This is a genomic window from Pseudomonadota bacterium, assembly GCA_018823285.1.
In the GTDB taxonomy this organism is placed as follows: domain Bacteria; phylum Desulfobacterota; class Desulfobulbia; order Desulfobulbales; family JAGXFP01; genus JAHJIQ01.
Genome location: JAHJIQ010000074.1, coordinates 17,320 through 32,849, shown reverse-complemented (window position 1 = coordinate 32,849; position 15,530 = coordinate 17,320). Strand labels below are relative to the sequence as shown.

Here is a 15,530-nt window from a genome sequence, read left to right as displayed (position 1 = left end):
CTTAACCTCCCAAATATCCTGTTCCACCGGTTGTGGGGATGATACTGTCCGGGTCCCGACTCTCTCCGGCGCTGGTCACCCGCACCGCGGAAGCACCGGGCAAGGGGCATTTTGTTTCGCAGATGCCGCACCCGATACAGAGCGAATCGACCAGATACGGCTGTTTGAGAACCACCTCCGTTCCGTTGTCATCAAGAACTACCGCCTCACGGAATTTTATCGCCTTTTCCGGGGTTGGGCAATGTTCCTCACAGACAATGCAAGGGATACCGCTCGCATAGGGCAGACACCGGTTCTTGTCGAACCAGGCGTGACCGATCCTGGTCCGCTGCTTCTCTTGCAGAGCCAATTTCCGGATCGCCCCGGTAGGACAGACCTGGCCGCAGAGGGTGCAGTTAAACTCACAGTAGCCGGTGCGGCCCCGTAATTTGGGCGAGAACAACCCTTCAATGCCCGCCTCAAAAAATGTCGGCTGCAGGCCGTTGCCGATACAGACCTTCATGCACTCGCCGCAGCGGACGCAGCGCCCGAGAAATTCATCTTCGGGCAGCGCCCCCGGAGGCCTGATCAGAAAAGGGTCCGGATTTACGGCCATACTTCTGCCCTTCAGGAAAAAAGGCAGAATCACCCCTGCGCCAATGGCGCTGACCAGAGCCCGCCGGGAAAGATTGAAGGGTGTTCTGGCTTCGGATCGTCCGGCAAAGGCGAAGGAGATCTTTCTCCCGGGACAGACGGCAACACAGTCAAGGCAGAGATTGCAATCGGATCTTGAGATCTTCCGCTCCTCGTCAATGGCCCCCATCCGGCAGACTTCCCGGCAGTTCCGGCATTTTCCGCACTTGCTCCCGCCGATTCCCCGCAGCAGGGAAAACCTGGCGGTTACCGCCAGCATGGCGCCGAGCGGGCAGAGATTCCGGCAGAAAAACCGCCTCTCCACCCTTTCAAGAAGAATCACCGAAATCAGAATGAAGAGGGACAGCAGGGCAAGGTCATAATATTTCTGATCAAAGGGAAGGATCGTGTATTTGAGAAACGCATACACCGGTTCGGTCATGCTGTTGAGCCAGTCCGGGCCGTGCTGGTAGGTAAAAGTGAAGAAGGTGGTGTTCAGGGCATTGAAAGCCGGATACACCGCCAGGGTCAGCCCTCTGACCAGAATTGAAAAAGGATCAAGGTACCCTGCGGCAGGCAACCCGAACCAGGCCGCAACAAGAAGAAAAGCCAGCAGGTAATACTTGGTGTTCCGGTACACTCCATCTTTTCCGCCAACAGGTGGAACCAGCCGGTGGCCTCCATCGAGCAGCGCCCCCAGCGGACAGACCCAGCCGCAGAAAAACCGGCCCAGAACAAAAGTGAAGAGCAGGGTGAAGAGGGCCGGCAGCATCAGGGTGATAAAGGTCCGGGCGGCAAGAGAGGCCGTTGCGGCAAGGAGCGGATCGATCCGGAACAGGAGATTCACCGCATAGGCGATCTCGTCTGCGCCCGAATAATCGGTTTTGATGAACAGAAAAGAGAACAGAACAAAGCAGAAAATCTGACAGAGCCGCCGCCAATAGAAATGCGGTATCTTCTTGCCGCCAGTCATCGTTTCGGCATCACGCGCTGATGATCCTGATCGCGTCAAGGTTCATCTCGCCAAGACCCATCTTATAGGCGGCGACCGTCGACTCAATGTCTTCCGGTATTAAATCAAACAGGGTGGTGGTATAGGCATCCGCCGCCACCGGGTCCGCCGAGGCGATGAGGGTGTCAAGGACTTTGACATCGTCAAGATCGCCACCCTGCGGCCCGTTGCGAAGGAGAATTCTGGTGGCGTCGATGACCGTCAGTTTCGGGCGGATCACCGTGGCGAGATCGGCAAGCTTCTGGCCGAGATCGTGATGCATATTACCCCTGCGCCCGCCGAGCACCCCCATACTGTTCTTGATCCCCATGGTGAGCCGGCTCAAACCATGGTGTTTGGCGATTGGCACATTGATATAGGTGTCGGCCTCCAGGGCGTCTTTGTAGATTTCGAGACGGCTGACGGCCTTGCCCCGTTTGATATCCACCGGAATGAACTTTCGCGGATCGGGATGAAAATAGGTGACTTTTTTATCCTTGATCCGGTCAAGAGCGTCCTTGATCCCGCTGTTGACATAACAGCGCCGCTCCTCGTTGCAGGTCCGGTCAAACACCTTGATCTCGCCCGCACCTGCAGCAAGGGCTTGTTCAACCAGGGTTTTCACGATCAGGGGATGGGTGTTGGCGGCCTGCTCAGGGTTTCTGTCCCAGCCGATATTTGGCTTGATCACCACCTTGTCGCCCGGTCTCACAAATTTCCCCATCCCCCCCAGAGGATCGAGAACTTTCGTAACCAGCGCGACATAATCCTTGCCGGTGGCTTGGGAGACAACCGCCTCCGGGCGCTCGGCGGCAACCGCCTCGCCGGTGATCCGGAACCCCGGAACACCAAGGGTGATGCCCGCCGACCACAATGAAATCTGCCTGAGGAACTCTCTTCGGTCCATATCCTCCTCCTGGATCAGGTGATAGGCATGTGACGCTCATTCTTTCTTTGTACAGGCAAGTATAGGCAAGATCGCGCAAAGATGCAAAATGAAACGAAAGACCTGCCTGAATAGAAAAACCCCCGCTCCAGGCAAAGGGGGGGCCTGAAGCAGGGGTTCAGAGAAGAAGACCGCCGGGAAAAACTCCGTGACAGTTGTTTTTGATGGCGGTCTTCCTCGGCCAGGTGAACAGATACATAATTTCTTATGTATCTATTGGTGGCTCAGTATTGCTGAATATGAAACCTTTGTCTGTAGGGAGATTTTGATAAATGAAGAATAATTGCATTTATCTTGTCCAGAGACTAGTTTATTCAAGGAATGACGGTTCGATAACAATGATGTCGACATCAACACATTACCTCCCGGATACATCTGTGAGAAGATTCACCATCCTGCAGCTGCTGGTCACAACCACCCTTGCCGCATTACTGCTGCTGACCAGCCTCTCTGTTCTCGTCTTCTATCCGGCTTTCACCGAGACAATCCCCGAAGAGCAACAGGCAAGAGCCTGGGCAGCCTTGGTTATGTACCTGTTCACGGTTTGCATCCTCGCCGCCTTAATCTTTTATTCTTCGCTCCGGGCACGAAAGCTGATCGCAGAGCTTGAGAAAGCCGAAAAGAGCGCGGCAGCATATCAGGAAACCCTTGCAACACGAAAACGTCTGTACAACGCCATCCTGGCAGTTCAGACCCCGGAGGCAGTCGCTCGGATCGCCGTTCACCACCTTGCCTCCCTTGGATCCTGGGAAAATATCGCGGTGTATTCATACGATTTTGACGAGCAGCTGGCCTTTCTGCTGGCAGCCAAATCCAGGCAGGAACCACCGGCAGATATTGTACCGACAGATGATATTGCCGGTCTTGAAATCCTGAACCCCGGAAATATTTTCAGGCAGAATCCGGAAAACAATCGCGAACACCCTGGTCTTTGCACCATCAAAACCCCTCTTCTGAGCGGCAGCATGCTGGTCGGCTCCGTTGATCTGGTATGCAAAAATGAGACTGATATTTCCGCCCTGCTTCCTGCGATCGAAGAACTTTCCGGCCCACTGGCCATCGCGATCCAGAACGCCAGATTGTTTACATCCGTTGACCGGCAACAGCACCAGCTCCGCTCCCTTTCCGCCCGCCTCACCGAAATGGAGGAAGCTGAAAGAAGAAAAATTGCCATCGAGCTGCACGACCGGGTCGGCCAGAATCTCTCGGCCCTGAATATCAACCTGAACATTATCAAAAGCCGAATGAAAGCCGGTCTCATTGACGGAGCGGAATTGTGTATCGCCGACTCATTTCTCCTCATCGAAGGAACAACCGAACAGATCCGGGATATCATGTCCGACCTGCGACCTCCGAATCTGGATGATCATGGACTCTTGTCCGCGATTCGCTGGCACGCCCAGCAGCGCACCAAGAGGACCGGCCTTGAGATTGTGGTGGAAGGGAACGGTTCAGCCCCGAGGCTCCCCCTTGAGATTGAAATGGTTTTATTCCGGATCGCCCAGGAGGCGTTGAACAATATCATCAAGCACGCCAAAGCTCATAGCGCAAAGGTCGTCGTTGAGAGACTGGCGGAAAGAACCATTATGATCATCAGTGATGATGGAATCGGTTTTGATCCGAATACCCTGGGCAGACACCATCGTGAACACTCGGGACTCGGTCTGATCGCCATGCAGGAAAGAGTTTCGGCCCTTGGCGGCACTCTCTCCATAGAATCGGCCAAAGGCAAAGGGGCAAAATTAATTGTTGAGGTGTAAAACTGAAGTTGATGCGCTTGTCTGCTCATACCGATTAGTTAAGTTAAGCAGCGTGCCTGCTTATCCGAAACTTATGCCCCCTGGGCGAAAGAGAGTTCACGAGACATCGAGACGTATACCCGAAGGATGAATAGAGACATTATGAAGAAAATTAGAGTTCTGCTTGTCGATGACCACCGACTGGTGCGTGAAGGCTTGAGCAGTCTTCTTGCCTCCTATGAAACCATTGAAGTGGTCGGCGAGGCCGCCAATGGCCGACAGGCCATCAAGATGGCCGAAAACCTCCGTCCGGATGTGATCGTGATGGATATTGCAATGGAGGAAATGAACGGCATCGAGGCTACCCGAAAAATTGGTGAACTCTGTCCGGACTGCAAAGTGGTGATGCTTTCGATGCATGCCACGGCGGAATATATTCATAACTCATTCAATGCCGGCGCCTCCGGCTACCTTCTCAAGGAATCCGCCGGGCAGGAGGTCCTTGAAGCGATCACCATCGTCCATCGCGGCCGGAAATTCTTGAGCCACCGACTTTCAGAAACCCTGGCCGGAGAAATGCTCCTTGATGGGAAAAAAGCTCATGCCGAAGGTCCCATTCAATCCCTGAGTCCGCGGGAAAGAGAGATTGTCCAGCTGGTGGTTGAAGGCAAATCAAGTTCCGAGATCGCCGACATTCTTTTTCTTTCCGTGAAGACCATAGAATCGTACCGGAGCCGGCTGATGAAAAAACTGGGAACCCCGAATATTCCCTCGCTGGTAAAATTCGCCATCAAACACGGCCTGACCCCACTCGAATAATATGAATCTCAACTTTCTGACTTGCCTTAAGATGTTGGTTTGCTGTCATAAAATGATCCAAAGTCATGGCTGCATTCCATGATTTGGAATCCAGAATCCAGAAGTCAGGAGCCAGAATGACTGATTATTTAAGCTTTTCTCCTGGCTTCTGACTCCTGGCTTCTGACTTCTTGCGGGATACAGGCACGAAAAAATCGCCAAAACCCCTTTATTATCGTGAGATTAACATAACTCAGAAAGTTGAGTAAGAATCAGCAGGATTTAAAACCTTCCCCACAGCACAAATCAAAATCTCCCTACAGACAAAATTCATGATTTAGCCGATAGTGAACCGTCAAGGTGAGGTTTTTTAAGGAAAATCAGTGTTGATGGATCAGGTGCCGGGCTGAAAGGAAGCGCCTGACAGAGGGTAAGGAATATGATCAATAACACCAGGGAATTGCTCGTCAATATTGCCAAAAAAGCCCCGTGGCTCATCGAAAGCACGGAGAACTGCGCCCCGATGCCAATCCGGGAAAACAGCCACCAGGTCATTGATGATATCAGAGACTATCACCTGACCATCATCGCGGACAGCGGCCGGGTATACAGGCAGTACCTGACGATAAAGATTGAAAACGACCGGCTGAAGATTGACAAGCCCTTCAAATGGCAGGACTCCACCACCTCATTCCACGTTTTTTTCCGCAACAACAGCAAGGTCTGGAAATTTTTTCTGGTTGAAGATGCTGAGAATGGGGCAACAGTACTTTCCGCAAGGATTCCGGAAAAAATATACACCCTCCTGAAAAGACGTCATCGCCGGGTTCCCGCCCCTGCCGGGACCAAAGCGATCTTCAAGAACCATAATAACCTGATCGATATCGTTCACGTCAAAAACATCAGTGAAGGCGGCATGTTGATCTGTGACAATTCTTCCGTCTCCAGGTACCCGATGCATTCAATGATCAACGAAATATTTCTGACCATTCCGCCGGATGCCGGCAGCAAGGAGAACGGCACCACCCATCGGGTTCTGCCGTTTATCACCAAGGGAAAAATCACCCGGATTTATCAGGACATCAATTCATCTATCGTCCATTACGGGATTTCTTTTCAACACGAAAACGCAAACCTTTATAAAAGATTCAACCAGGTGGTAAGCGATTTTGAAAATCATTTACGGCAAAATGTTACCTCGTAAGACTTCTGTTCCTGCTGAAAATCAGTCATCCGCTTTCTTTCGGTCCTGCACCGGGGTCTGCCCGGTTTTTTTCTGACTGTTTCCCGTGAAAAGAGTATAAAGCTGAGTTGAGCAGCTTATCTGCTCTTGCGAAACGTATACCCGAAGGGTGAAAACAGTGCGCCTCATGCAATAAGACACCTTCTTCACAGGAGACAACAATCGCAGCCCCAATATGACAAATCCAAATTATCTCATGGAAAGCGAGGACGAGTCTCTTAGGCTGGAGCTCAAGACCGATGAAAACAAGGTCCTTGAGCAGGCAGTCTGGGCCGGCATAAAAGCCGGGATGCAGGTCGCCGACCTGGGATGCGGCCCCGGAAAAACGACCCTGGCGATCAGCAAAATTATCCAGCCCGGCGGAGAAATCACCGGGGTCGATTTCTCGGAAGACCGGATCAGATACGCTCTTGAGCATTACAAAGCCCCCGGAATGAATTTCTGCTGCCGGGATATCAGGATGCCGCTGGATGATCTCGGCCGATTCGATTTCGTCTGGGTTCGATTCGTCCTCGAATACTACCTGACCGGCGGCCGGGAAATAGTGGAAAATGCCCTGAAGATCCTGAAACCGGGCGGGACCATCTGCCTGATCGATCTCGACAACAACTGTCTCAATCATTACGGGATTCCTGCCCGTCTGGAAAGAACCATCCGGGAGATCATGTCTCTGCTGCAGGAAAGAAGTAATTTCGACCCTTACGCCGGCAGAAAACTCTATTCATTTCTCTATGATCTCGGATTGCAAGAAATCGATGTAAGCGTGGCGGGACACCATGTTATCTATGGCAGACTTGAAGATGCAGACGCCTTTAACTGGTTGAAAAAAGCTGAAGTCGCCCCGAAAAAAGTCGGGTACGGATTCGCTGAGTACCCCGGCGGATACGATGAATTTTTAGAAGAGTTCAAAAACTTTTTCCACAGCCCGAGAAGATTCACCTATTCACCAATCATCCTCTGCAAGGCGGTAAAACCCTCTCCATAAACCAAGAAACTCCCCGTTTCGAACTGCATGGAGTGCGTTTCGCATCACATGTTCAATCAAACGCCTGACGGAATCTTCACATCTTTTTCAGACACCCCGGCAGCCGCCGGATACCTGTAGGGAGAGCCGGTCTCCTTTTTATTATGGCAGACGATCAGCGCCTCAACGGCTTTCCGGTCATAATAGCTGCCTATTCGCGAAACAATCTTGTTCAGGGCCTCTTCAGCCGGGACCGGTTCACGGTATTGCCTCCTTGAGGTCAAAGCCTCAAACACATCCGCCACTGCGATGATCTTTGAACCCAGAGGAATTTCAGACCCCTTCAGGCCTCTGGGGTATCCGGTGCCGTCTATTCTTTCATGGTGAGAACCTACAATGGAAGGGACCTCCTGATAAATTCCCTCAAATTTGATCTTTTCAAGAATCCGTCTCGATTTATCGGCATGGGTTTTGATGGCTTCATACTGCTCGGGACTCAAACGGCCAGGTTTTTTTAGAATCTCATCCTCGACACCGATCTTGCCGTAATCATGAAGAAGGGAGGCAACCCTGATCATCTCGGTATACTCGGTAGAGAGCCCCATTTCCCGGCAGATGCCGGTGACGAATTCGGTCACCCGTATCGAGTGCCCGGCAGTGATCGGATCCCGGGCATCCGTTGAGGCGACAAGCACCTCCAGAATCGATTCAAACTGTTTTAATCTTTCGTCCATGAGTTTCGCATTCCGGATACTGATCGCAATCTGGTTCGCCACCCCCATGAGCAGATTCTTGTCCCGCTCCAGAAGCGGTCTCTTCGTATCAATATTGTCAACCGCGAGAATGCCGAGGGACTCATCTTCATAGACAATGGGGCAGCAGATAAAGGATTTTGCCCCCATTTTCACCGCAAATTCGTAGCTCTTGGCCGAAAGTTCATCTTTCACCTCATCGATATCATTCATCAGAAATGGACGCTTTTCCTTGAAGGAACGGACAAACATCCCTTTCGATCCCGGTGTGTCCAGATGAAAACTTACCTCTTTGAGCATCTCCTGCTGGTTGTGGCTGTATCCATAGCCGGTTTGAAAAACAAGCCTCGTCCCTTTCCTGTTTGCCATCAGGATCAGCCCGCGGTCGTAATCGAGCCATCTTTTCAGGGCCTTGGCGATATTCTCCAGCAGCCCGGAAATTTCAAGCTCCTTGTTGAGTGCCTGCCCGATTTCATTGATCAGCAGTGAATTTTTATAATTGATGTTGGTCTGTTCTATCAGTTCATCGGAAGATTCCTGGAGGCTCCTGACCGCGCCCTCCAACTCCTTTACTCGCAGCAAAGAAATGATCAGACTCAAAAGAAGAAAAATCGAGATCGAAACCGGAACCAGAACAGTGTTAAAAAATTCATGGGGCGAGAAAAAGTAGGCAAGTGGAACAGCAATCACCAGAGCGGGGGTGACAACATTCCTGATCTTCTGCCAGCGCCGGAAAGGCGACTCGTTCCAGGATACGATATAACGGCAGGCCACTCCCCCCTTGAACAAACACTCGGGATGTTCAATCTTCGGGGGCTTATAATCGAAAAGCCGGGCAATGGCTTCGAGATAGCCTAGCCTGTTGCGGCATTGAAATGGCGCTTCGGTAACCCCCTTGAAGGGAGTCACGACATATTCAATCTTGTTGTGTCCGAGTTTCCGGGATTCGTATCGGGAGGAGCGGGTGAATTTGCCGGTAAATCTTCCGACCAGAGCATAGGCCTTGGCAGGGCTCGCCAGACCGAGCAGATATCTCCTGATTCCCCCCATGACTTCGGGTGAAGCGGTAAATATCCCTGCTTCCCTCGCAATATCTCCATTGCCGGTAAGAGAGACCAGCTTCTGCTGGAACCTGTTGACCTGCTCCTGACTGAACCAGTGCCCCTCGTCTTCAACCTGGTAGGGCTCCATCCCGGCGTATTGCAGCAGCCCGGCAATATCAATTCCGGGATACTTTTTCCGCACCAGTTTCAGGTAGGTGTTTGTGATCCTGCTGTTATAAAGAGGTTTTCCCACCATCGGTTATGTTTTTGCGAGACGCAAAGGGGACCTTGTAAGATTTTCCATATACTCAAGAAATCGGCTGATATATTTCAGGTCAAGAATACCAAGGGTATAGATATTATCATACTGTACCTGCTGCTCATCTGCGTAGGATCGTGGAAACAAGAGGACTGACGCCTCATCGCCAAACTCGCCGCAGAGGGTGCCGAGAGCCATACTTATCTGACTGAAGCAAACCCCGGTACTGTCGAGAACAATCACCTGAATGCAGTTGGTGAGCGAGGACATGTTCAGTCCGGTATCCGAATGGTTCAGGATAAACATCACCCCCAGTTCCCCGACTTCGTTTTTCAGGGAGAAGAACTTCCTGCATCTTTTAAACCCGAGCTCGCGATAGGTCTCATCGATCTCTCTTTCATGCTCCAGAGCGTCATTATTCAGATCCAGCCCTTCCAGCATCAGTCCGCCGGAAATCTCATGATAACAACTCTCAAGAATCGCAAAATCATCACGACAGCTCTCCATCAAAAGCCAGCCGGGCGGCAATCTGTTGATCCTGTCTCTGGCATGATAATGAAAATAGGCAAATTCATCCAGAGAACTTTTCCTGGGGTCCTCAAGAGATCTGGATGCCCCGCCGAATGATTTGTTGGCAAAGCGATTGTTCGGCCTGAAATAGCAGGCGATATAGCGCATCGCCGTCGCATTGAGGTTATGGACCTCATTGATATGCTGGAGAATATGGTCCATCACCACCAGACCAGCCTTATGCCTGGTGGATCGCACCGCCGCATGGTGGTGGAGAAGCCAGGTACGGTTGTAATACCTGAACATTGAAACATGCCCGTAGATGATTCCCTTGTCCTTGTAAATGATATGACGGGCGATGTCCGGACAATCGTTATACAGCCGGGCATATAGATTCTTGAACTTGTCACGCTGCTCCTCGATGGAACCATACTTTTCGGGATAGATGAAACCGGTATCAAAAAAGAAATCCCAGAGATCGTCAAGATCAACATCGCCACCGACATAAGAGCTTTCATTTTTCGCCTGATAAAGAATCGATGACAACTGCAGCTGGTTTTCCACATCCATATCCAGATAAACCAGGCCGCACTTGCAAGTTTCACATTTCTGGTCGGCAATATTGAACAAAACCTGCGCCTTGCACATGATCTTGAAATTGCCGGAAAAAGTGATCGCCGCATCCGGGATGATCATTCCCGGCATCAGCAAAGTGTTGCTGGGCTCTTCTTCTACCGCGAGGCCGGAGCCGGAAATATCAAGGGTCTTCAGGGAAATTTTCTTTTCCAGAAAGGGATGCCTGAAAACAATGCTCGGCTGCGGGCTCAGTTTCTGCCGCACACTGCGGGACTGTTTTGACCTGAACCGCTGAATATTGCGCGAACCCGGGCCGAGAACAACGGACCTGCCGGAACCATGGCTTTCGACCCGAATGACTCTGCAGACTTCGGCGAAGAGAATTTCATCATGATTGCCGATCATGATATAGACCGGATTTTCGATGTTCAGACTGTGCAGCAGATCGAGACTCTCATTACTGACATCGACCGCAAAACCCGCCGCATTGAAATCCTTCAGGACCCCGTGCAGCTCAAGATTGCTCTGGGTGATCCGGGTGGCGATTTTCATGCACTGAAAGCGGCGAAAAGCGCGGACATTGACCTCGAAGCTCGCATCGGTCAGTTCAAGCTCAACGCCTGTTGCGGAAAGAGTCTTCATTGCCGCGCCGACCCGAACCTTTTTCAGGCCATCCGTATAGAAAAAATTCCCAAATTCATACAGCGCAAGATTGTCCGGCAATTCTTTGTCAGGCAAACACCAGAACAATGTGACTGTTCCACCTCGGCATGGCGCAGGTCTTGCCGACAAGGTGATCTGCGACCGATACCTGCGGCGCTTCAGGGTCACATAGACAACGCTCCCCTGAAAATTAATCCTGTTCAGGGCATTGACGACTTTTGCTTTCTGAACCGGGGTCGCGTTCCTGGCACCAACGTCAGAAACCAGCTTCTTTACAATTTTCAGCGTACTTGATTCCTGTGCATTCATACCTTACCTCCTTGAGGTTCCTGCAATACTAGTAGCTGAAGCGCTGTCGCATGTCAAGAACATGTGCCACATTGTAGGATAGACCTGGACACCCCTTTTTTGCATGGCAAAAAGTTGTAGCGTGAAATGCATGCTTCCGGAATGAGTTTCTTGATCCATATGGATTTTCATGGATATAACACCTGTTTCCAGACACAACACCCTGACATGCAAGTTGTGCGTTTTTGAGAACAAAAGCACCTTCCCCCGGTCAGAAACGGTTGATTAATACAATGTCCCCCACACAACAAATCCAAAACCCCCTACATACAAACCCCGATTTTTCCCCGAAAATTATAGATAATGAAGAAATCAGGAAACCAGGTGTCGACACGGATCTCCCTGCTTTCATGTGTTAGAAAAGCTTCACCGCAATCCGTTTTCAATAATAGGGAAGAAACGATGATGAACAATCGCGCAGAACTGCTGGTCAACATTGCAAGAAGAGCTCCGTGGCTGCTTGGCGGCAATGAAGCCTTTTTCCCGGAGATCGTGGATATCGATATCCGGGAACTCATCAAAGACAAGGATGAACACCTGACGATCATCTGCGATAACGGCCAGGTATACCGGCAGAAACTCTCGCTCAGTATCATCAATGACGAACTGAAAATTGACAAGCCGGCCAACTGGGAGGACTCTTCAGACTCATTCCATGTTTTTTTCCGCTGCCCTGAAAGAGGCCGTTATTTTTTCCCCATCACCAATGCGGTCTCTTACCCGTCGGTTTTTTCAGCTCCCGTTCCCGGAACTATCTATACGCTGCAGAGAAGACGCAGCCGACGGATAGAAACCACCGGCAATATGAGCGTCATTTTCAGAGACGAGACTAATGTTCTGAACAATGCCCATATTCAAAACATCAGCGTCGGCGGGATGATGATCTGTGAAAGCTGCACCTCAGACAGATATCAGATGCATTCCCTGATCAGGGATATTTTCATTTCGGTAAATACGGCTTATGACAGGGATACGGACACCGCATCGAGAAAAATCTGGCCCCTGATCAGCAAGGGTCGCATTGTCCGCTCGATATTCAACAAAGAAAAATCCCTCGCCCAATACGGCATCATGTTCATGCACGAGAGTTCATATGTGAAGGAAACTCTGAATCTCCTGATCAACGGCTTCACCCGGGAACAGTAACGTCTGTATCTTTAATCCCTTCCCCGCAGAGGAGGGCTTAAGGGGGAGATTTCACGCTGCAGTTTTTTTTATACCCCGGGAGAAAATAAATACCCTTGACTTACCCGAACCATCACTCACCGAGTAAAGAATTCCGGGAATACAGTTATTTTTATAAGGCAGCAGGGGCATGTTTGAGGTAGTATCCTCTTCTGACCATGTTTGTTTTATGAAGGGGGATTAAAACTTTAAATGGGCCTGTCCGGCCCGTAGTTTTTTTCCGGGGAACCCACGATCATGCCGTCCAGACCATCTGAATCCATACTTTCCATGCCCTTAATGCGTCAAAACATAAAAAACGCGACCGCAGGGCTGTTGCTGCGGATCCTTGCCCTTTTCCCGGACCATCTGCCGATTGTCTATAAAATATCCCTGTTGATCGCCGGACTCATTATTGTCTGCAGCGCCACCTTGAGTTCGGTCCTGGTCTATGACCAGGGGCGGATCATGGAAGACCAGATCAACGACCTCGGCAACACGGTGGTCACCCATCTCGCCCGCGCAGCAAGGGAACCGCTCCTTGCCGAGGACAAACTGGCGATGGGCGTACTGGTCTCAAGCCTGGTAGCGGGTGAAAGTGTGATCGGCACCGAGATATTTTCACCTGAGGGAGAAAGCATCGTGAAGGCGGGAATCAGCCCCTTCGCGTATGAATCCCTGCAACCGGGCTTTTCACCGGGAGATATGATCGCCGGCGCCGGGAAAAACCAGCGCTGGTCATGGCACCTGTCGTTTTCTGAAAAACACAAAGTCAATGTGGTTTCTTTTGTCAGCCCGATCATTTTCAACGACCTCACCGCCGGATACGCGATGGTGACTTTCAGTCAGCAGGCCCTTGACCTTTCCAAGGAAAAAGCGCTGATCTCAATTGCTGTCGCCACGGTTATCATCATGATTCTGGGCATCATTCTCGCCCATCACTTAAGCAAACATATCTCGAAACCGGTAGACCACTTCATGGAAGCGATCGAGGCCTTTGACAGCGGCAATTATCACTTCCGCTTCAATGACCGGCGGCGCAATGAGGTCGGGCAGCTTATGAATGCGTTCGATAGAATGGCCGATGGCATGGTACAGAAAATCCAGGTCGAAAAGGCGCTGGAACGCTACCTTTCACCCCAGATAGCCAGACAGGTCCTGTCAAATTTTGATTCGATAAAGCTTGGCGGCAAGCGAATTTCCGGTTCCGTCCTTTTTGCCGATATCGTCGGCTTTACAAAAATCAGCGAGCGGCTTGCTCCGGAAGAACTGGCAGAGATCCTCAACCGTTTCTTCTCTCTCATCACCCGGGCCTGTGAGGTCAATACGGGAGTGGTTGACAAATACATGGGAGATTGCGTCATGCTGGTCTTCGGCACCCCGGAAGAGGATGAGGAGCATGCCTTTCATGCTGCCCTCTGCGGGCTTTTGATCAGAAAACTGGTGGAGCATGAAAATGGCATCCGGGAAAAAGCGGGGCTTTTCCCGATCAAGTTCCGGATCGGCATCAATTCCGGCAGTATGCTGGCCGGAAATATGGGCTCAAAGGAAAAAATGGAATACACCGTGGTCGGCGACTCGGTAAATCTTGCCTCCCGCCTCTGCACCATAGCGACCGCGGACCAGATCGTGGTCAGCAACGAATTCTACAACCAGAAATATATCCGCCAGAGAGTTATCGCCAGAGCCCATATCCCCATGCAGCTTCGCGGTGTGGAAGAAATGGTCGCCACTTTTCTCGTAAAAGACCTCGCCGCCGACTATAAAGAGATTCTCGCCAGGCAGTTCCAGTCGGTAATCGACAGTGACTTTTCCTGATTCATATTTCATGACGGAATACCCGATAAAAAAAGCGCTGCTGCTCATGATCTGGCTTCTTCTTGCCACGGGCTGCGCTGTAAAAACCCATGCCCCGGATCTGACCACCACTCCTGATACCGTTTTGCTCCTTGATCAACTTGTCTCCGAGCAAGAATACACCAAGGCCCTGGAGACTCTTGAAGCCCTGGAGAACAAGATTGCCGGCGAGGATTATGACTCCCGCAAACGGCAGATATCCAGGCTGATCAACGAATTTGAAAAAAATACTATTGCTGCCGCCACAGCCATCGCGGACCGGGAAGACATGCCGACCGCAATATCCCTCATCGATACCGCCCTGATGAAAGTACCGGCAAGCAAGGAGCTTTCAGATTTCCACCTGCGCCTGATCCGGGAAAGAGAGCGCAGAATGGAAGAAGCGCAGACCCATCTTCTTTTTCTTGAAGCGGAATACCTTCTGGGCCGCCTGAAATGGTACAAGGAACAGAGCCGCCTGATAAAACCGTCCCTGATCACCCGCTGGCAGATGAGCAGCATGGAAGGTTCTCTTGATCATCTGCGGGACAGGTTTCTTGCCTGTGAAAAAAAACAGCAGGGAGCAGGAAATCCGGAGCTTGCGGCAAAATGTCAGTTGATGGCCACCAGGATTCATCCGGAAAGTTCCACTGAGAAAAACATCCCCCCCGAACCGGAGCCCGACCAGGTCAAACCGGAAGAACTCTTCAAGACGAAAAAATCGAGGCCCGCCCAACCAGTTGCAGCGCCTCCCGCCCCCACCGCGGATCCGGCAGCCAACCAATCTCCGGAGCAGAACACAACCTCGGTCGCGAGGGAAATCAAGGGTTCTGAAGCAACTGAAGAGAAACCAGAAAATCCTACCCGAATGATGATCGAACAATACATGCAGGAGGGCGCAAGCCTTTACCGAACCGGAAAAATCAGCGAAGCCCGCGACACCTGGCTGAAGGTTCTTGACCTGGACAGTGAGCACCAGGCCGCACAGGAACAGATCGCCCGGGCGGAAAAGGTCCTGAAGCGGCTTGACAGCCTGAAAAAAGCAAACGAAACCAGCGAGAAACAATAACCCCTGTCGATCAACGG

The 15,530-nt window shown here is 51.2% G+C and carries 11 protein-coding genes; 7 read left to right on the top strand and 4 right to left on the bottom strand.

Annotated features, from left to right (window positions below; genetic code table 11):
- Window position 1 precedes the first annotated feature (1 nt).
- Together KKG35_16175 and KKG35_16170 are read right to left on the bottom strand one after the other, a co-directional pair.
- Window positions 2–1,585 carry a 4Fe-4S binding protein gene (locus KKG35_16175; protein ID MBU1739665.1) on the bottom strand — a complete coding sequence of 528 codons (1,584 nt, stop codon included), beginning with the start codon at window positions 1,583–1,585 and terminating at the stop codon, window positions 2–4.
- 10 nt (window positions 1,586–1,595) lie between these two features.
- Window positions 1,596–2,510 carry a DUF362 domain-containing protein gene (locus KKG35_16170; GenBank protein ID MBU1739664.1) on the bottom strand — a complete coding sequence of 305 codons (915 nt, stop codon included), beginning with the start codon at window positions 2,508–2,510 and terminating at the stop codon, window positions 1,596–1,598.
- 416 nt (window positions 2,511–2,926) lie between these two features.
- On the opposite strand from KKG35_16170, the gene KKG35_16165 reads away from it, so the two are divergent.
- The 4 genes from KKG35_16165 (at window position 2,927) to KKG35_16150 (ending at window position 7,314) form a co-directional block, all read left to right on the top strand.
- The gene (locus KKG35_16165; GenBank protein MBU1739663.1) at window positions 2,927–4,309 is read left to right on the top strand and encodes a sensor histidine kinase; all 1,383 of its coding nucleotides are present in this window, start codon (window positions 2,927–2,929) and stop codon (window positions 4,307–4,309) included.
- Between the two features lie 141 nt (window positions 4,310–4,450).
- The gene (locus KKG35_16160; GenBank protein ID MBU1739662.1) at window positions 4,451–5,107 is read left to right on the top strand and encodes a response regulator transcription factor; all 657 of its coding nucleotides are present in this window, start codon (window positions 4,451–4,453) and stop codon (window positions 5,105–5,107) included.
- Window positions 5,108–5,525: 418 nt separating this feature from the next.
- On the top strand, window positions 5,526–6,290 hold the full coding sequence (locus tag KKG35_16155; GenBank protein ID MBU1739661.1) for a hypothetical protein: 765 nt from the start codon (window positions 5,526–5,528) through the stop codon (window positions 6,288–6,290).
- A 214-nt stretch (window positions 6,291–6,504) separates the two neighbouring features.
- Complete coding sequence (locus KKG35_16150) at window positions 6,505–7,314, top strand: methyltransferase domain-containing protein (GenBank protein MBU1739660.1); 810 nt, start codon at window positions 6,505–6,507, stop codon at window positions 7,312–7,314.
- A gap of 56 nt (window positions 7,315–7,370) precedes the next feature.
- Here KKG35_16150 and KKG35_16145 read toward each other — a convergent pair whose 3' ends face one another.
- Together KKG35_16145 and KKG35_16140 are read right to left on the bottom strand one after the other, a co-directional pair.
- Window positions 7,371–9,344, bottom strand: a complete 1,974-nt coding sequence (locus tag KKG35_16145; protein MBU1739659.1) for an HD-GYP domain-containing protein — start codon at window positions 9,342–9,344, stop codon at window positions 7,371–7,373.
- Between the two features lie 3 nt (window positions 9,345–9,347).
- Complete coding sequence (locus KKG35_16140) at window positions 9,348–11,405, bottom strand: hypothetical protein (GenBank protein ID MBU1739658.1); 2,058 nt, start codon at window positions 11,403–11,405, stop codon at window positions 9,348–9,350.
- 441 nt (window positions 11,406–11,846) lie between these two features.
- On the opposite strand from KKG35_16140, the gene KKG35_16135 reads away from it, so the two are divergent.
- The 3 genes from KKG35_16135 to KKG35_16125 all read left to right on the top strand — a co-directional run bounded on the left by KKG35_16135 (window position 11,847) and on the right by KKG35_16125 (window position 15,513).
- Window positions 11,847–12,590, top strand: a complete 744-nt coding sequence (locus tag KKG35_16135) for a hypothetical protein (protein ID MBU1739657.1) — start codon at window positions 11,847–11,849, stop codon at window positions 12,588–12,590.
- 318 nt (window positions 12,591–12,908) lie between these two features.
- Window positions 12,909–14,426 carry a HAMP domain-containing protein gene (locus KKG35_16130; GenBank protein MBU1739656.1) on the top strand — a complete coding sequence of 506 codons (1,518 nt, stop codon included), beginning with the start codon at window positions 12,909–12,911 and terminating at the stop codon, window positions 14,424–14,426.
- A 10-nt stretch (window positions 14,427–14,436) separates the two neighbouring features.
- A complete protein-coding gene (locus KKG35_16125; GenBank protein ID MBU1739655.1) occupies window positions 14,437–15,513 on the top strand; it encodes a hypothetical protein in 1,077 nt (358 codons plus the stop codon).
- Window positions 15,514–15,530 lie beyond the last annotated feature (17 nt).

What these genes read in the sequence shown, in the direction of transcription:
- KKG35_16175 (MBU1739665.1), bottom strand. Translation starts at nt 1,585, where the DNA reads ATGACTGGCGGCAAGAAGATACCGCATTTCTATTGGCGGCGGCTCTGT.
- KKG35_16170 (MBU1739664.1), bottom strand. Translation starts at nt 2,510, where the DNA reads ATGGACCGAAGAGAGTTCCTCAGGCAGATTTCATTGTGGTCGGCGGGC.
- KKG35_16160 (MBU1739662.1), top strand. Translation starts at nt 4,451, where the DNA reads ATGAAGAAAATTAGAGTTCTGCTTGTCGATGACCACCGACTGGTGCGT.
- KKG35_16155 (MBU1739661.1), top strand. Translation starts at nt 5,526, where the DNA reads ATGATCAATAACACCAGGGAATTGCTCGTCAATATTGCCAAAAAAGCC.
- KKG35_16150 (MBU1739660.1), top strand. Translation starts at nt 6,505, where the DNA reads ATGACAAATCCAAATTATCTCATGGAAAGCGAGGACGAGTCTCTTAGG.
- KKG35_16145 (MBU1739659.1), bottom strand. Translation starts at nt 9,344, where the DNA reads ATGGTGGGAAAACCTCTTTATAACAGCAGGATCACAAACACCTACCTG.
- KKG35_16140 (MBU1739658.1), bottom strand. Translation starts at nt 11,405, where the DNA reads ATGAATGCACAGGAATCAAGTACGCTGAAAATTGTAAAGAAGCTGGTT.
- KKG35_16135 (MBU1739657.1), top strand. Translation starts at nt 11,847, where the DNA reads ATGATGAACAATCGCGCAGAACTGCTGGTCAACATTGCAAGAAGAGCT.
- KKG35_16130 (MBU1739656.1), top strand. Translation starts at nt 12,909, where the DNA reads ATGCGTCAAAACATAAAAAACGCGACCGCAGGGCTGTTGCTGCGGATC.
- KKG35_16125 (MBU1739655.1), top strand. Translation starts at nt 14,437, where the DNA reads ATGACGGAATACCCGATAAAAAAAGCGCTGCTGCTCATGATCTGGCTT.